This window comes from Arthrobacter sp. Ms25, from assembly GCF_059090365.1.
This window is the reverse complement of record NZ_JBNHFP010000004.1, coordinates 626,980-642,832: the sequence shown is the minus strand read 5'-3', so window position 1 is coordinate 642,832 and position 15,853 is coordinate 626,980. Positions and strand designations below refer to the sequence as shown.

The 15,853-nt window shown below is 65.9% G+C and carries 15 protein-coding genes; 7 read left to right on the top strand and 8 right to left on the bottom strand.

All coding sequences use genetic code 11. The annotated features are described in order from the left end of the window. A partial coding sequence (locus tag AC5RT8_RS14530) for a hypothetical protein (RefSeq protein WP_494096398.1) occupies positions 1 to 316 on the top strand: 316 nt, incomplete at its 5' end. Between the two features lie 193 nt (positions 317 to 509). On the opposite strand, the gene AC5RT8_RS14525 is transcribed toward AC5RT8_RS14530, so the two are convergent. The 3 genes from AC5RT8_RS14525 to AC5RT8_RS14515 form a co-directional block, all read right to left on the bottom strand. Next, positions 510 to 1,292 carry an MBL fold metallo-hydrolase gene (locus AC5RT8_RS14525; RefSeq protein ID WP_494096425.1) on the bottom strand — a complete coding sequence of 261 codons (783 nt, stop codon included), beginning with the start codon at positions 1,290 to 1,292 and terminating at the stop codon, positions 510 to 512. A gap of 13 nt (positions 1,293 to 1,305) precedes the next feature. Continuing rightward, positions 1,306 to 2,412, bottom strand: a complete 1,107-nt coding sequence (locus AC5RT8_RS14520) for a branched-chain amino acid aminotransferase (RefSeq protein ID WP_494096397.1) — start codon at positions 2,410 to 2,412, stop codon at positions 1,306 to 1,308. A gap of 61 nt (positions 2,413 to 2,473) precedes the next feature. Continuing rightward, entirely contained in the window at positions 2,474 to 3,538 is a 1,065-nt protein-coding gene (locus AC5RT8_RS14515) for a 3-isopropylmalate dehydrogenase (protein ID WP_494096396.1), read from the bottom strand. A gap of 132 nt (positions 3,539 to 3,670) precedes the next feature. Between AC5RT8_RS14515 and AC5RT8_RS14510 the strand changes: the two genes are divergently transcribed. The 6 genes from AC5RT8_RS14510 to AC5RT8_RS14485 all read left to right on the top strand — a co-directional run bounded on the left by AC5RT8_RS14510 (position 3,671) and on the right by AC5RT8_RS14485 (position 9,994). Next, positions 3,671 to 4,876 (top strand): sensor histidine kinase, encoded by a 1,206-nt coding sequence (locus AC5RT8_RS14510; protein ID WP_494096395.1) that lies wholly within the window; start codon positions 3,671 to 3,673, stop codon positions 4,874 to 4,876. A 68-nt stretch (positions 4,877 to 4,944) separates the two neighbouring features. Beyond that, positions 4,945 to 5,604: a response regulator gene (locus tag AC5RT8_RS14505; RefSeq protein ID WP_494096424.1), complete on the top strand. Its 660-nt coding sequence runs from the start codon at positions 4,945 to 4,947 to the stop codon at positions 5,602 to 5,604. Between the two features lie 4 nt (positions 5,605 to 5,608). Further along, positions 5,609 to 5,953 carry an MmcQ/YjbR family DNA-binding protein gene (locus AC5RT8_RS14500; protein ID WP_494096394.1) on the top strand — a complete coding sequence of 115 codons (345 nt, stop codon included), beginning with the start codon at positions 5,609 to 5,611 and terminating at the stop codon, positions 5,951 to 5,953. Positions 5,954 to 6,021: 68 nt separating this feature from the next. Continuing rightward, the gene (locus AC5RT8_RS14495; protein ID WP_494096393.1) at positions 6,022 to 6,792 is read left to right on the top strand and encodes an ABC transporter ATP-binding protein; all 771 of its coding nucleotides are present in this window, start codon (positions 6,022 to 6,024) and stop codon (positions 6,790 to 6,792) included. 3 nt (positions 6,793 to 6,795) lie between these two features. Further along, positions 6,796 to 9,309, top strand: a complete 2,514-nt coding sequence (locus tag AC5RT8_RS14490) for an ABC transporter permease (protein ID WP_494096392.1) — start codon at positions 6,796 to 6,798, stop codon at positions 9,307 to 9,309. A 151-nt stretch (positions 9,310 to 9,460) separates the two neighbouring features. Further along, positions 9,461 to 9,994 (top strand): hypothetical protein, encoded by a 534-nt coding sequence (locus AC5RT8_RS14485; protein WP_494096391.1) that lies wholly within the window; start codon positions 9,461 to 9,463, stop codon positions 9,992 to 9,994. Positions 9,995 to 10,053: 59 nt separating this feature from the next. On the opposite strand, the gene metG is transcribed toward AC5RT8_RS14485, so the two are convergent. From metG to ilvN, 5 genes are all read right to left on the bottom strand, one after another. After that, positions 10,054 to 11,613, bottom strand: a complete 1,560-nt coding sequence (gene metG / locus AC5RT8_RS14480) for a methionine--tRNA ligase (protein WP_494096390.1) — start codon at positions 11,611 to 11,613, stop codon at positions 10,054 to 10,056. A 19-nt stretch (positions 11,614 to 11,632) separates the two neighbouring features. Then, positions 11,633 to 12,451, bottom strand: a complete 819-nt coding sequence (locus tag AC5RT8_RS14475) for a hypothetical protein (protein WP_494096389.1) — start codon at positions 12,449 to 12,451, stop codon at positions 11,633 to 11,635. A gap of 79 nt (positions 12,452 to 12,530) precedes the next feature. Further along, on the bottom strand, positions 12,531 to 14,126 hold the full coding sequence (serA, locus tag AC5RT8_RS14470; RefSeq protein WP_494096388.1) for a phosphoglycerate dehydrogenase: 1,596 nt from the start codon (positions 14,124 to 14,126) through the stop codon (positions 12,531 to 12,533). Positions 14,127 to 14,271: 145 nt separating this feature from the next. Further along, on the bottom strand, positions 14,272 to 15,297 hold the full coding sequence (ilvC, locus tag AC5RT8_RS14465; RefSeq protein WP_494096387.1) for a ketol-acid reductoisomerase: 1,026 nt from the start codon (positions 15,295 to 15,297) through the stop codon (positions 14,272 to 14,274). 40 nt (positions 15,298 to 15,337) lie between these two features. After that, a complete protein-coding gene (gene ilvN / locus AC5RT8_RS14460) occupies positions 15,338 to 15,850 on the bottom strand; it encodes an acetolactate synthase small subunit (protein ID WP_494096386.1) in 513 nt (170 codons plus the stop codon). Positions 15,851 to 15,853: the final 3 nt, after the last annotated feature.

Below are 15,853 nucleotides of genomic sequence, written 5' to 3'. Positions count from 1 at the left end.
ACTTGGCACACTATTGAGTTCTCAAACAACAGACGCAATCCGAAAATACTCGGGAAAACCTTTTATGTTTTCCTTTTCTTCTTCGCTGCAATGTTTTTATATCTTATTCCATTCCGGCGTTTTCCGCAATTCCCGGATCATCCCTTATCGGGACTCCCTGGAAAGCGTTCCACCGCCGTTCCGGACCCAGCATCAACCGCAGTCTTCCCTGCCGGCCCGCAAGGGGCACGCATCAGCTGGACTGAAGATTTTTGGTGGGTTTGGCCGCCATGCTTCGGGCGCTTTTTCAGCGTCCCGGCCGCGGCGACTCCCATAACTTTACACACCCGCTCCGGTCCTTGCAAACCGGTTTGAGGTGATCCGCCGCACAGGCCCCGGGACTCAATTGCACAGTCCCGACCCGGCGGCCGATACCTCCATTCTAGGACGGTCCCAACTGCATGTTGCAAGCTGGCCGCCGGTCGTCCTCGTCACAGGGATTTCGCCAGCCCCGGACAGCGAGGCGCGGACTAACCGCGGCCCCGCAGATACGCGAGCTGCGCGGCCACCGACAGTTCGGCAGCGGACCGGACGTTGGCCGGTACATCCGAGTAGACAAGGTCGGCCACCTCGCCGGCCCCGGCATCGGGCCCGGCCTGAGCCAACGCCGCACGGATCTGTTCCAGCCGTTCCTCGCGGTGGTCCCGGTAGGTCAGGACCAGGGAACTCAGGTCCGGCTGGACGGGACCGTGTCCGGGAAGGACCGTCGCCGGACCCAGCCCGGAGAGCATCTCGAGGGTATCCAGGTAATCCCCGAGGGTTCCGTCCGGGTAGTCCAGCACGGTGGTCCCCCGGCCCAGGATGGTGTCCCCCGTCAGGACGGAGCCGTTGGCGCCGTCGTCGGGAAGCCAGAAGCACACCGAATCGGACGTGTGGCCCGGGGCTGCGAGGACCCGGATGTCCACGCCGGCGGCAGAAATCTCTTCGCCGCCGGCCAGGGGCTCCCCCGCCACACAGTAGGCAGGATCGAGGGCGCGCACCGGAGCCCCCGTCAGTTCGGCGAACCGCCGGCTGGCCTCCGTGTGGTCGGGGTGCCGGTGGGTGATCAGCACCAGTTCCACGGTGCCGGCAGCTGCCAGGGCTGCCAGGTGCCCTTCTTCCTGCGGGCCGGGGTCCACCACCACGGTGCTTCCGGATCCGGGGGCAGCCACAACGTAGCTGTTGGTCCCCTCCAGCGACATGGGACCCGGGTTAGGCGCGAGGCGCACGCGGGTCAGGTCGCTGGACGGAACCAGCCCGGAGTCCGGAAGCATCGGCATGAGCTGCCTAGGCCAGACGGGTCAGCCAGCCGTGGGTATCCTCCACGGTGCCGGTCTGGATGCCGAGCAGCTGCTCACGGATGGACATGGTGACTTCGCCGGGCTTGGCGTCGGCGGAACCGATGACCTCGTCCTCGGATTTCAGCTGGCCGATCGGTGTGATGACGGCGGCCGTACCGCAGGCAAAGACCTCGGTGATCTCTCCCGAGGCGATGCCTTCGCGCCACTCATCGAGGGTGATCTTGCGTTCCTGGACGTCCATGCCCCGGTCGCGGCCCAGCTGCAGCACCGACGAGCGGGTGATGCCGTGCAGGATGGTGCCGGACAGGGCGGGAGTGACCAGGCGTCCGTCCTTGAAGACGAAGAAGACGTTCATCCCGCCGAGTTCTTCCACTGCGTTGTCGTTGAATTCGTCCAGGAACAGCACCTGCTTGCAGCCGTTCGCTTCGCCTTCCATCTGGGCGATGAGCGACGCGGCGTAGTTGCCGCCGCACTTCGCTTCCCCGGTGCCGCCGCGGCCTGCACGGGCGTACTTGGTGGAGAGCCAGATGGACACCGGCTTGAGTTCGCCGCCGAAGTAGTTTCCGGCCGGGGAGGCGATGACCCGATAGGAGACCTCGCGGGCGGGACGCACGCCCAGGAAAGGCTCCGTGGCAATCATGAACGGGCGCAGGTACAGTGCGGCGCCTTCACCGTCCGGGATCCAGTCCTGGTCCAGTGCCACCAGCCGGCGGATGGATTCCAGGAAGAGTTCCTCGGGCAGTTCGGGCAGGGCCAGCCGGCGGGCGGAAAGATTGAGCCGGGCAGCGTTGGCTTCCGGACGGAAGCTCACTACGGATCCATCGGCGTGGCGGTAAACCTTCAGGCCCTCGAAGATTTCCTGGCCGTAATGCAGCACGCCGGCGGCAGGGTCAATGGAGATGGGACCGTAAGGCTCAATCCGCGCGTTCTGCCACTCCTGCTCGCCGGACTCCCCCGCCTTCCAGTCGATGACGGCGGTGTGGTCGGTGAAGTAATCGCCGAACCCGGGGTTCGCCAGGATGGCTGCCCGCTCGGCGGCGGACTTGGGATTGGTGGAAAGCTCCTGGGAAAACTCCAGTGCGCTGACGGTCATGATTCCTCCACTGTGAACGGCAAAAACCCGTTCTACGACTGCTTATTGGCTATGAACGAGCTTATGACACTGCGGCAGCTATGGCGTCGCCGACCTCAGCGGTGGTGCGCCGGATTCCCTGCCGCCCGGCAAGGTCCTTTTCCACTGCCCGCTCCACCCTGGCCGCTTCTTCCTCGAAGCCCAGGTGCTGCAGCAGGAGCGCCGCAGAAAGAACGGCTGCAGTGGGGTCGGCCTTTTGCTGCCCCGCAATATCGGGGGCGGACCCGTGGACCGGCTCGAACATGGAGGGGTAGGTACCGTCCATGTTGATGTTGCCCGAGGCGGCCAGGCCGATCCCTCCGGTGATCGCAGCCGCGAGGTCGGTGATGATGTCGCCGAACAGGTTATCGGTGACGATCACGTCGAAGCGTGACGGATTGCTCACCATAAAGATGGTTGCTGCGTCTACATGGAGGTAGTCGTGCGTCACCTCGGGGAACTCCGCGGCCACCCTTTCCACAGTGCGTTTCCACAAGCGGCCGGCGTTCACCAGCACGTTGTGCTTGTGGACCAGCGTCAGGTGCCGGCGCGGCCGGGCAGCTGCCCGGCGGAAGGCATCGCGGACCACCCGTTCCACGCCGTAGGCGGTGTTCAGCGATACTTCGGTGGCGATTTCCTGCGGGGTTCCTTCCCGCAGCACTCCCCCGTTTCCGGCGTAGGGTCCCTCGGTGCCTTCCCTGACCACCACGAAGTCCACGTTGCCCGGGGCCGCGAGCGGGCCCGATACGCCGGGATAGAGGCGGGCGGGCCGCAGGTTCACGTAATGGTCCAGGCTGAACCGCAGCTTCAGCAGCAGCTCACGTTCGATCAGTCCGGAAGGGACCAGGGTGTCGCCGGGTGCGGCCCCCACGGCGCCGAAAAGGATGGCGTCGTGCGCCTTCAGTGCTTCCAGGGTGTGCTCCGGAAGCGTCTCCCCGGTTTCCAGCCAGTGCTCGGCACCCAGCGGATACTCGGTCAGCTCAAACCGGACGGGACTGGCCGAGGTCACCGCCAGCAGCACCTTGACGGCTTCGGTGGTGACTTCGGGGCCGATGCCGTCTCCGGGGATGACGGCCAGGGAAATCGATCGGGGTGTTTCTTCGCTCATGGAGCCATCCTAGGAACTCCGTCCAGCCACCGGGCAACGCGGCCCGCATGGTGGACACGCAGGCATCGGCCCCGCGGGGTTCAGCCCACGGTATGACGTGCGGACGGCCGAACACCCCTACAGTTGGTGTCCATGCTTGTGCACCGAAGACTCTATGCCTGGATACAGGCGAACCCGGGGAAAGTGAATTTCTGGCAGGCAGTAGCCGCCACGCTCATCTTCGCCGCCCCTTTCCTGGTGGCACGGGGAGGACAGTACATCGAGTTCTTCCTGTCCGCAGCCATCTGCATGGCGCTGGCCTGGCGGCGGAGCCGACCCGTGGCGGCAGCGTCCGTCCAGGCCGCGGCCTGCATCCTTCAGCTGCCCCTCGTACCGGTTACCGGCCTGCCGGCGGACATCTTCGTGTACGTCACGGTGTTTTCCCTGGCCGCCTATGCTCCGCGGTGGGCCAGTGTTGGCGGTCTCTTACTTGCCTCGGTCGGCGGGGTCCTCTTCGTGGCGCAGTACGCGGTCATACCGTATATGGGTTCCGGATATTCGCTGGAGATCGCACTGGTGCAGGGTGTGCCTGTATGGATCGCCCTCGAAGCAGTGCTGCTGGTGGCCTGGATGTTCGGCGACCTGACCCGCACCCGGCGCCTCGCCCTGCAGGCGCTGGCGGACCGGGCGCACCGGCTGGAAGTGGAGCGGGAACAGGAGCGTGAACTGGCTGCGGCCGACGAACGCAGCCACATTGCCCGGGAAATGCACGACATCGTGGCCCATTCCCTCTCAGTGATCATCACCCAGGCCGACGGTGCCCGGTATGCGAGCGCCAAGGATCCGGACATCGCGCCCCTGACGCTGGGTGTCATTGCCGATACCGGCCGCAGTTCCCTGCGCGAAATGCGCCGCCTGCTCGGCGTCCTCCGCGGGGACGAGGAAGCCTCCACCCGGCCCCTCCCCTCCCTCGCGGACATCGAGGAACTGCTCTCCACGGTCAAGCGCAGCGGATTGGAAACCTCTCTTACCCTTACCGGGACACCCCGCCGTCCCCTCCCGCCGGGGGCGGAGCTGACCGCGTATCGGGTGATCCAGGAGTCCCTGACCAATGTCCTCAAACACGCCGGCCCCCAGGCGCGTGCCGAAGCGGCCCTGCGCTGGACTCCGGCCGGATTGGAACTGACACTCCTTGACGACGGGCACGGTGCGGCCTCGGCCCTGCACGACGACGGCGCCGGGCAGGGCATCAAGGGCATGGCCGAGCGGCTCTCCCTTTACGATGGAACGTTGACGGCAGCACCTGCGGCCGGCGGAGGATTCCGCGTTCACGCATTCATTCCCTACACGGAGGCCTAGCACCAGTGCCGGATTCCCCCTGGACGGCAGCGTCCGATTCTTCCACCCAGCCGGCAGCCGCCATCCGGGTGCTCCTCGTTGACGACCAGCAGCTGGTGCGCGGCGGTTTCCGGATGCTGATCAATTCCCAACCGGACCTCGAAGTGGTTGCGGAAGCCGGCAACGGGCGCGAGGCCCTGGCCGCGCTGGCAGCCGTATCCGCCGACGTCGTACTGATGGACGTACGCATGCCGGGGATGGACGGCATCGAAGCGACCTCCCGGATTCTGGACTCAGACAACGGCGGCAGACCGAAGGTGGTCGTCCTGACCACCTTCGACCTGGACGAATACGCGCTCACCGCCATCCAAGCGGGAGCCAGCGGTTTCCTCCTGAAGGACGCACCGCCCGAGGAACTCCTGGAGGCCATCCGAACCGTGTACCGCGGGGACGCCGTGATTGCACCATCCACCACGCGGCGCCTGCTGGACCACGTCGCTCCCCTGCTGCGCACGGCCGGCGCCCCGGGCAGCCGGCATGCCGCCGCCGTCGCCTCCCTGACCCCGCGCGAACACGAGGTGTTCGCCCTCATTGCGCAGGGTCTGTCCAATCCGGAAATCGCGGCGAAGCTCTACCTGTCCGAGGCCACCGTGAAAACCCACGTGGGGCACATCCTGGCCAAGCTGGACGCACGGGACCGGGTACAGGCAGTGGTCATTGCCTACGAGACGGGGATTGTCGCACCCTAGGGACATGGTCACGGTCGACGACGTTCGCTCCATCTGCCTCTCCCTCCCCGGGGTGACCGAGCGCCTGAGTTGGAAGCAGCCGGCCTGGTTTGCCCGTACCTTGATGGCGCGGATGTGGGAGGAAGACGTCCTGACGGTGAAGAGCGCCGAACGCGAGGCGCTGGCGGTGAAGAGCGCCGAACGCGAGGCGCTGGCGGCGCTGCAGCCGGACCTCTTCTACTGGACGCCGCACCACGACCGGTCCCCCTTGCTGCTCCTGGCCCGGCTGGAGCATCTGCCTCCGGACGAACTGTCCGAACTGCTCCAGGAGTCCTACCGGCTGGCCGGTCCCCTTCCACCCACGGTATGAGAGACGCCGGCGACAGACCCGCCTGCCCTCCGATGTAACCGCATACGCACCGACAATAGTGTGGCGGTATGACATCACTTGCACAGCATTCCCCCGCGTCCGGCTCCGGAAAACCGCGCCTTGCCGCCGCCGCGCAACTCCTGAACAAGACCTACGGCACCGGTGACACCCGGGTCCACGCACTGAAGGACGTGGACGTCAGCTTCGAAACCGGAACGTTCACCGCCATCATGGGCCCCTCCGGCTCCGGAAAGTCCACCCTCATGCATTGCCTGGCCGGGCTGGACACTGCCGACTCGGGCCGCATCTGGATCGGTGCCGCGGAGATTACCGGGCTGAACGACGCCGACCTCACCCGCCTGCGCCGGGACAGCGTTGGCTTTGTGTTCCAGTCCTTCAACCTCGTGCCCACCCTGACCGCAGAGCAGAACATCACTTTGCCGGTGGCCCTGGCCAACGGCAAGGTGGACGCCGGGTGGCTGGAGAACATCACCGCCACGCTGGGACTGACGGACCGGCTGAAGCACCGCCCGCATGAGCTTTCCGGCGGGCAGCAGCAGCGCGTCGCCGTCGCCCGGGCCCTGCTGACCCGCCCGGATGTACTTTTCGGCGACGAACCCACTGGAAACCTCGACTCCACGTCCGGCGCCGAGGTCCTGTCCCTGCTCCGCCGCTCCAGCAAGGAGTTTGGCCAAAGCATCATCATGGTCACCCATGATCCTGTGGCAGCGTCTTACGCGGACCGGGTGGTCCTGATGAACGACGGCGAACTGGTGGGCGAACTGGCCAGCCCTACTCCCGAGTCCGTCCTCGCTGCACTGACCAAGCTGGGGGCGTAGTCCATGCTGCAGGTAGCCCTGGCGCAGGTGCGCCTCAACGCCCGGCGGTTCATTGCCGTCTCCTTGGCGGTCGTCATCGCCGTCAGCTTCCTGACGGCGACCCTGATCATCAATTCCTCCTCCAAGGCCTCGCTGACGCAGAGCATTGGCGAAGGGTTCCGCAATGCCGACCTGATTCTTACCGCACAATACGTCGAGGAGAACCAGGGCTTCACGGTGTTGGACGATGACGAGGTGTCCCTGGTCCGTGGTACCTCCGGGGTCGCTGAAACCTATGCCGTCCGCGCTGCGTACATCCTGTTCGACACCGACGGCGCCTCAAACTCCGGACAGCTGTTCACCACCCCGGATGCTCCGTCCCTGCTGCCGGTGGAGGTGGAAGAGGGCAACCTGCCGTCAGCACCGAATGAGGTCGCGGTGGACCGTGCCACTGCCGACCGCCTGGACCTGTCTGTGGGGTCTGCGCTGGGCATCAGTGCGAAGCAGGATCCGGCTGCCGGCGAGGACCGGGAACTGGTGGTCAGCGCCATCACGGCGGAACCACGGGACCCGCTGATGCTGGGCGCGGCCCAGCTCTACGCAGAGGATGCTGTCGTGGCAGCGTACGCGGATCCGGAGCAGGGATTCTCGAGCATCCAGCTGGAGGTCAGCGACGGAGCCGATGTCCGCGATGTCCAGGCTGACCTGGAGCAGGCGTTCGCCGACGCCGGGACAGCCGGTGTAGCGGTACGCACGGTGGAGGAACAAACCAACCACACGGTGGATTCCTTCACCGGGGGAAGCGACCAGCTGACCATAGTTCTCCTGGCTTTCGCGGCCGTGGCACTGCTGGTCTGTGCCCTGGTGGTCTCCAACACCTTCTCGGTGCTGGTGGCCCAGCGCACCCGCGAACTGGCACTGCTGCGCTGCATCGGAGCGGACCGCGCCCAGATCCGCCGCTCGGTGATGGTCGAGGCGCTGGTGGTGGGAGTGGTCGCCTCCATTCTTGGCGTCGGCGTCGCGATCGGCCTCATGACGGCCGTCGTGGCCTATCTCCGGACCATACCGGAGTCCGGTTTTGCCACCCTGGCCGTTTCACCGCTGGCGGTTGCCGCCGGCCTGGGAGTAGGCATCCTGCTGACGGTCCTGTCGGCGCTGGTGCCGGCCCGCGCCGCGACCGCAGTTTCCCCGCTGGCCGCGCTGCGCCCTGCCGAGGATGTCCGGGCCGGCACCCGGAAGGGCCGGGTCCGCCTGGTCTCCGGACTGGTACTTACAGTGGGGGGCGTACTGCTCCTTGGGGCAGGTGCCGTTTCAGCCAATCTGCTGATCGCCCTCCCCGGCGGCATCCTCAGCTTTGTAGGCATCCTGATGTGCGGGACGCTTTTCATCCCGCCGCTGGTCCGCGCCGTGGGATCGCTTGCCGCCCCGCTGGGTGTGCCCGGCAAGCTGGCGGCAGTGAACGCCATCCGCAACCCGCAGCGCACGGCAGCAACCTCCAGCGCCCTGCTGATCGGCGTGACCCTGGTGACGATGATGATGACCGGCGCCGCTACGTCCCGGTCCGCCTTCGAGGGAGCACTGGGCAAGGAGTTTCCGGTGGACGTGAATGTCTTCGGCACCCTGCTCAACGGTTCGCCGCTGTCTGAGGCCGATGCCGCTGCCGCCCGCACTGTGGACGGGGTGGAGGATGCGGTCCTGCTGCCGGTCGCCGGCCTGGTGGACTTCGGCGGCTGGGAAGAGGGCGTGTATGTCCTCGACCCTGAGGAATCGGCTGTCCTGCGGGACCCGGGTGCGGTGCCCCAGCCCGGTTCAATCACCATGCCCCAGGGAACCGAGGCCGCTTCCCTCACTGTCCGCGGTGCCGAGTCGGACCTGGTTTTGAACGTCATCGAGACCGGCCACATGGACATGGTCCCGCTGATCACGGCTGAAACCGCCCAGGCCCTGGGGGGTGTTCCGGATCTGAAGGACCCCGGGGCGTGGTCACCGGTACCGGAACTGTGGATCGCCACCGAGGACCTGAGCAACCCGGAACTGATCGATCTGCAGTCCGAACTGGTTCGCACGCTGGGAATCGAGGACTACCAGATCTCCGGGGCTGCCGTGATCCGGGCGGCCTTTGAACAGGTGATCGACGTCCTGCTGATGGTCGTGACCGGCCTGCTGGGCGTGGCTGTCCTGATCGCCCTGGTGGGTGTGGCTAACACCCTGTCACTCTCCGTCTTGGAACGCACCCGCGAATCCTCGCTGCTGCGGGCACTGGGCCTGACCCGGGGGCAGCTGCGCGGCATGCTGGCTCTGGAAGCCGTGCTGATCGCAGGAGTGGCGGCACTGATGGGCGCCGTGCTGGGCTCGGTCTACGGCTGGCTCGGCGTCCAGTCAGCCCTCGGATCGTTTGCATCCGTGGCACCTTCACTGCCGTGGCTACAGCTGCTCGGCGTCCTGGCGGTCGCGTTGCTGGCCGGCCTGGCAGCCTCGGTCCTCCCGGCCCGGCGCGCTGCCCGCCTGTCCCCGGTGGCCGGGCTGGCCGCCGATTGACGGTGCGCGACATCCCAACTGCCGTCCGGCCGCGCGGTTCCGCCTCGCGGTCGGGCCGCGTATCTGCGAAGATACAGGGAAGGACAAATTACTAAGCAGGCTTATGCCGAGTCTTATCGGGCCGGCGGGCTGCAGCTGTAAGGAGATCAGCATGACCCAGCAGGAGACCACCCCCGGACATTTCACCCCCGGCCGTGAAGATCTGGCCGCTTACCTGGACGACCACCTGGTCGGTGCGGAAACGGGCGTCCGCCTTTTCACGGCAGCGCAGCGGACCTGGGAGGGAACGCCCTACGAAGAGACCTTCGCCCGGCTGGTGGAGGAAATCTCCGACGAGCGCGATGAACTGGAATCCCTGATCCATGCCCTGGGCTATTCCCGCAGCAAGGTCAAGGCGGCGGCGGCCATGGTGGGAGCGGCGGCCGGTAAGCTGGGTCCGCTGAATCCGCTCAGCACCGGCGGCGGCGCCACCGGGCAGTTGGAACTGGAATCCCTCCAGTCGCTGGTGCGGATGAAGGAATCCTTGTGGCGGACCCTGCTGGTGCTCTCCGCCACGGACCATCGGTTCAACGCGGCCCGGCTGCAGGAACTGATCGAGATGGCCCGCGGCCAGCAGGAGGCCGTGGCCGAAGTCATGGAGAAGACAGCCGCACAGCGCTTCCTTGGATCGGTCGAATCCATCTGACCGTCACTGCAACATCAAACACCCCCGGCTTTCCGCCGGGGGTGTTTTTTTGTGCGGGGCTATTCGGCCGGTTCTTCGTACTTCGGGAAGATGGGTGCGGGCGCCGGCAGCGGCGTGCCCGGCACCAGCGGGGTGCCGATGGCACTGAACTGCCGCGCGGCGTCGTCGTCCTGGCCCAGAACCGTCAGCAGCTTGGCCGCGCTGCCCGGCATCACCGGCTGGATCAGGATCGCCACAATCCGCAGCACCTCCAGGGTCACGTACAGCACGGTGTTCATGCGCTCGACGTCGGTCTTCCGCAACACCCAGGGGGCCTGGTCGGCGAAGTAGGCGTTGGTGTCACCCAGGACCTTCCAAGTCGCTTCGAGTGCTCCGTGGAAGTCCTGCACGTCGTAGGCGGCGCGGGAGATCTGCAGCAGGTTGCCCGCCGCTTCCAGCAGTGCGGTGTCCTCCGGAGTGAAGGCTCCGGGCTGCGGTACGGCGGCCCCGCAGTTCTTGGCGACCATGGACAGGGACCGCTGCGCGAGGTTGCCCAGGTTGTTCGCGAGGTCGGAGTTCATCCGGCCCACCACGGCGTCGTGGTTGTAGGAGCCGTCCGCGCCGAAGGGAACTTCGCGCAGCAGGAAGAACCGGACCGAGTCCAGTCCGTACTGCTCAGCCCACTGCTTCGGAGCGACCACGTTGCCCAGCGACTTGGACATCTTGACGCCCTTGTTGTGCAGGAAGCCGTGGATCATGATGCGCTTCGGCAGCTCAAGCTTCGCGGACATCAGGAAGGCGGGCCAGAAGATGGCGTGGAAGCGGGAGATGTCCTTGCCGATCACGTGCACATCCGCGGGCCAGTACTTCCGGAAGGCCTCGCTGTCGGTATCGGGGAAGCCGACGCCGGTCAGGTAGTTGGTCAGGGCATCCACCCAGACGTACATCACGTGGTCCGGGTTGCCCGGCACCGGCACGCCCCAGTCGAACGTGGTGCGGGAGATGGAAAGGTCTTCCAGGCCGCCCTTGACGAAGCTGATGACCTCGTTAAACCGCGAGCGCGGGGCAGCGAAGTCCGGCTGGGACTCGTACAGTGCCAGGAGCCGGTCCTGGTAGGCGGAGAGGCGGAAGAAAAAGCTTTCCTCTTCGGTCCAGGTCACCTCGGTATCGGTTTCCTTGGAGTACCGCACGCCGTCCTCGCGGACTTCGGTTTCGTCTTCGGTGTAGTACGCCTCATCCCGCACGGAGTACCAGCCGGAGTACTTGGAGAGGTAAATGTCGCCGTTCTCCTCCATCCGCTTCCAGATGGCCTGCGCCGCCGCATAGTGGTCTTCGTCGGTGGTGCGGATGAACCGGTCACGGGAAATATCCAGGTCCCGGCTCATCTGCTGGAAGGCGGCGGAGTTGCGGTCCGCGAGTTCCTTGGCGGTAATGCCTTCCTTATCCGCGGACTGCTGCATCTTCAGGCCATGCTCGTCCGTGCCCGTCATAAAGAACACGTCGTAGCCGTCCAGGCGCTTGAAGCGGGCCATGGCGTCCGTGGCAATGACCTCGTACGCGTGCCCGATGTGGGGTTCGCCGTTGGGGTAGGAGATGGCGGTGGTGATGTAGAACGGGATCTTGGAGTCGGAAGAAGTCACATAAGAAAATTACCCTGTTTTACCGGGGCGTGTCGCTTTGGCCCGGGTACGGCGCGTATTCCGCCGTCTTCTCCCGGGCCCACCCGGCGCGCAGAACCGCTGCACCGGCGGTGCAGGCAGCAACCACATAGGCGAGCGCCCCTATCCAGCTGCCGAACACCGTATCCGTTGTCCCTACCCCCGGCAGCGGCACCAGGGTGCTGCTCAGAAGAACCAGCAGCACTGCGAGGCCCAGCTCCATCCTGCGCCTGCGCAGCGCCTGCCGGCCGCCGCGCGGAAACGGCACCAGCACCTGCACAAGGGGAAGGACAACGATCCATACCAAGAACCCTTCATGTCCCGCGAACAGCAGGCTCACTATGAGCAAAAATGCGCCGACCACGACGCCGGCCCCGACAATCCCACCCAGCACCACGATTAAAGGTGTCACTGGACCCCGGGCCAGACCCCACCGCACCCCGTACAGAGCGGTGACCAGCGCCCAGGCCGGCAGGAAGGCGATAGCCGCCACGACGGGCAGTCCCGAGGTGAAAGGCAGTGCCGCACACACAATGAGGACAGGGACCGCGTAGGCCAGGATTCGGATCCGCAGCGCGGGTACCCCCACCGGGCGGAAAATCACCAGCCCAATGCATGCCGCAGTTACCGCATAAACCAGGGCGGCCCAGATCGGCACCGGGGCCTCATTAGCCAGTCCGAGCATGGAGACCAGGCCACCCAGCCATACCATCAGCAGGGCCGGAGCGATCCGGCCCCGCTGCAGCGGGGCCGGCAGCACCGGCTTCTCCCTCAGGTCCCCGGAGGCGGTATTTTCCGCCGCTACGTCTTCCACCGACATTTCCGCTCCCCCGCCACGCCCGGGCACAGCGCACCGGCAACGGAAGCAGTCTACTCAGGAGGAGCGGGTCTGCCGTCGGCTAGTCCTGCAGGTCCACCTCGCGCGCCACGGTGGCGCCGATTTCCAGCTTGAGGGCCTCCAGCACGTCCTGCGGCACCGAGGAATCCACGGTCAGCAGGGACAGAGCCTGTCCGCCCTGGGAATTGCGGGCCACCTGCATGCCGGCAATGTTGATGTTCTTTTCGCCCAGCACCCGGCCCAGGGCGCCGATGACGCCGGGACGGTCCTGGTAGATCAGCACCACCAGGTGTTCGCTGATGGGCATTTCCAGGTCATAGCCGTTCACGCCCACGAGCTTCTGGATCTGCTTGGGACCGGTCAACGTGCCGGCCACTTCCAGCCGGGTGCCGTCGGACAGGGCGCCGCGGATGGTGAGCAGGTTGCGGTAGTCATCCACCTCGGGCGTGGTGAGCAGCCGGACCTCGATGCCGCGCTGTTCGGCCAGGACCGGAGCGTTCACGTAGGAGACCTGCTCGGAGACGATGTCGGTGAAGATGCCCTTCAGGGCGGCCAGTTCCAGGGCCTTGACGTCCAGGGTGGCAATTTCGCCGGCCACTTCAATGTCGATGGCCGTCACGGAGTCGGAGGCCAGGGCGGTGAAGATCCGGCCCAGCTTTTCGATCAGCGGGATGCCGGGGCGGACATCCTCGGCAATGACGCCGCCTGCCACGTTCACGGCGTCGGGCACCAGTTCCCCGGCCAGGGCCAGGCGGACGGACTTTGCCACGGAGATGCCGGCCTTTTCCTGGGCCTCGGCAGTGGAGGCGCCCAGGTGCGGGGTGACCACCACGTTGTCCAAGGCGAAGAACGGCAGGTCGGTGCTGGGCTCCTTCACGAACACGTCGACGCCGGCGCCGGCGATCTTTCCGGCCTGCAGCGCCTCATACAGGGCTGCTTCATCCACGAGGCCGCCGCGGGCCACGTTGACCACGTAGGCGGTGTCCTTCATCTTCTCGAACGCCTCGGCGCCAAGCATGCCCACCGTCTCGGGGGTTTTGGGCATGTGGATGGTGACGAAGTCCGACTCGGCCAGGAGCTCGTCAAGGGAGACCAGCCGGACGTTCAGCTGCGCGGCGCGTGCGGACGTGACGTACGGGTCGTAGGCGAGGATTTCCGTGCCGAAGCCCTGCATACGGGCGGCCACCAGGGCGCCGATGCGGCCCAGGCCGATAATGCCGACCTTTTTTTCGAACAGTTCAGTGCCGCTGTACTTGGAGCGCTTCCATTCGCCGTTCTTCAGTGCGGCGCTGGCCTGCGGGATGTTCCTCGCCAGGGAGACGATGTGCCCCACCGTGAGTTCCGCCGCGGAAATGATGTTCGACGTCGGCGCGTTGACCACCATCACGCCGGCCTGGGTGGCGGCCTTGATGTCCACGTTGTCCAGGCCTACGCCGGCCCGGGCAATGACCTTGAGGTTCTTCGCGGCGGCAATCGCTTGGGCGTCCACCTGCGTGGCGGACCGCACGAGGATCGCGTCGACGTCGGCAATCGCGGCCAGGAGCTGGGAGCGGTCGGCGCCGTCGGTGGAACGGATGTCGAAGTCGGGGCCCAGGGCCTCAACGGTGGCGGGCGAGAGTTCCTCCGCAAGGAGTACGACTGGTTTGGTGGCAGACACCGGTGACCTCTTTACTGTGAATGTACTGGGGCAATTCGTACAAGGAGGCCGGACCCGAGGGTCCGGCCTCCTTGCCGATTCGGCTTGCTTTTCGAGCTTATCGCGCAGGTGTGCGCGATAAGCGAATCAGCGGTTCGGTTACGCGCTAGCGGGCTACCGAACCCTCCGTGTAATCGTCGTCGTTCTTGATCCAGGAGAACAGCTTGCGCAGCTCGCGGCCGGTGCCCTCGATGGGGTGCTCCTCGCCCTTCTTGCGCAGCGCCTTGAATTCCGGGGCACCGGCATCCTGGTCATCGATGAAGCGCTTGGCGAAGGCGCCGTTCTGGATGTCCGCGAGGACGGCCTTCATGTTTTCCTTCACGCTCTCGTCGATGACGCGCGGGCCGGAGACGTAGTCGCCGAATTCAGCAGTGTCCGAAACGCTCCAGCGCTGCTTGGCGATGCCGCCCTCGACCATCAGGTCCACGATCAGCTTCAGCTCATGCAGCACCTCAAAGTACGCGACCTCCGGCTGGTAGCCGGCCTCGGTCAGGGTTTCGAAGCCGTACTGGACCAGCTGCGAGGCGCCGCCGCAGAGCACTGCCTGCTCACCGAACAGATCGGTTTCGGTCTCTTCGGTGAAGGTGGTTTCAATGACGCCGGCGCGGGTTCCGCCGATGGCCTTGGCGTAGGACAGCGCCAGTTCCTTGGCGGTGCCGGAGGGATTCTGCTCCACGGCGATCAGGTCCGGGACTCCGCGCCCGGCTTCGAACTCGCGGCGCACAATGTGGCCGGGGCCCTTGGGCGCCACGAGCGCGACGTCGACGTCGGCCGGCGGCTGGATGTAGCCGTAGCGGATGTTGAAGCCGTGGCCGAAGAACAGGGCGTCGCCGGCCTGCAGGTTCGGTGCGATGTCCTCGGCGTAGACAAAACGCTGGACCTGGTCCGGGGTGAGCACCATGATCAGGTCCGCTTCGGCGACGGCGTCCGCCACGTTCAGGACCCGCAGGCCCTCGGCTTCGGCCTTGGCGCGGGAGGCGGAGCCTTCCTTGAGTCCGACGCGGACGTCGACGCCGGAGTCGCGCAGGCTGAGGGCGTGGGCGTGGCCCTGGCTGCCGTAGCCGATGACGGCGACGGTACGGCCCTGGATGATCGACAGGTCTGCGTCGTCGTCGTAATACATGTCAGTCACTTTGGTTATCTCCTACTGGTATAAGGGTCGGTGGCGGAACTCAGGCGCTGCGCAGCGCGCGGTCGCTCATGGACTTTGAGCCGCGGGCAACGGCCAGGGTTCCGGACTGGACTATTTCGCGGATGCCGAAAGGCTCGAGCACGGCAAGCAGTGCGGTGAGCTTCTCGGCGGTGCCTGTTGCCTCGACGATGACCGAGTCTGTGGAAACGTCCACTATCGAGGCGCGGAACAATTCGGCTGCCTGGGTTACCTGCAGCCGCGTTGCGGCATCCGCGCGAACCTTGACCAGGATGTGGTCCCGCTGCACGGAGGATTCGGGAACCAGCTCGACAATCTTGATGACATTGATGAGCTTGTTCAGTTGTTTGGTGACCTGCTCCAGCAGGTCGCCTTCGGCGTCGACCACCACGGTGATGCGGGACATGCCCGGCACCTCCGAGGGGCCCACGGCCAGGGAATTGATGTTGAAGGCCCGGCGGGCGAACAGCGAAGCCACCCGGGTGAGCACGCCGGGAACATCTTCTACCAGCACGGAAAGGGTGTGGCGGGCCATGTC

Bases quoted from the DNA above. Each gene is read 5' to 3' on its own strand.
- AC5RT8_RS14525 (WP_494096425.1), bottom strand. From the start codon at position 1,292: ATGCTTCCGGACTCCGGGCTGGTTCCGTCCAGCGACCTGACCCGCGTG.
- AC5RT8_RS14520 (WP_494096397.1), bottom strand. From the start codon at position 2,412: ATGACCGTCAGCGCACTGGAGTTTTCCCAGGAGCTTTCCACCAATCCC.
- AC5RT8_RS14515 (WP_494096396.1), bottom strand. From the start codon at position 3,538: ATGAGCGAAGAAACACCCCGATCGATTTCCCTGGCCGTCATCCCCGGA.
- AC5RT8_RS14510 (WP_494096395.1), top strand. From the start codon at position 3,671: ATGCTTGTGCACCGAAGACTCTATGCCTGGATACAGGCGAACCCGGGG.
- AC5RT8_RS14500 (WP_494096394.1), top strand. From the start codon at position 5,609: ATGGTCACGGTCGACGACGTTCGCTCCATCTGCCTCTCCCTCCCCGGG.
- AC5RT8_RS14495 (WP_494096393.1), top strand. From the start codon at position 6,022: ATGACATCACTTGCACAGCATTCCCCCGCGTCCGGCTCCGGAAAACCG.
- AC5RT8_RS14490 (WP_494096392.1), top strand. From the start codon at position 6,796: ATGCTGCAGGTAGCCCTGGCGCAGGTGCGCCTCAACGCCCGGCGGTTC.
- AC5RT8_RS14485 (WP_494096391.1), top strand. From the start codon at position 9,461: ATGACCCAGCAGGAGACCACCCCCGGACATTTCACCCCCGGCCGTGAA.
- AC5RT8_RS14475 (WP_494096389.1), bottom strand. From the start codon at position 12,451: ATGTCGGTGGAAGACGTAGCGGCGGAAAATACCGCCTCCGGGGACCTG.
- ilvN (WP_494096386.1), bottom strand. From the start codon at position 15,850: ATGGCCCGCCACACCCTTTCCGTGCTGGTAGAAGATGTTCCCGGCGTG.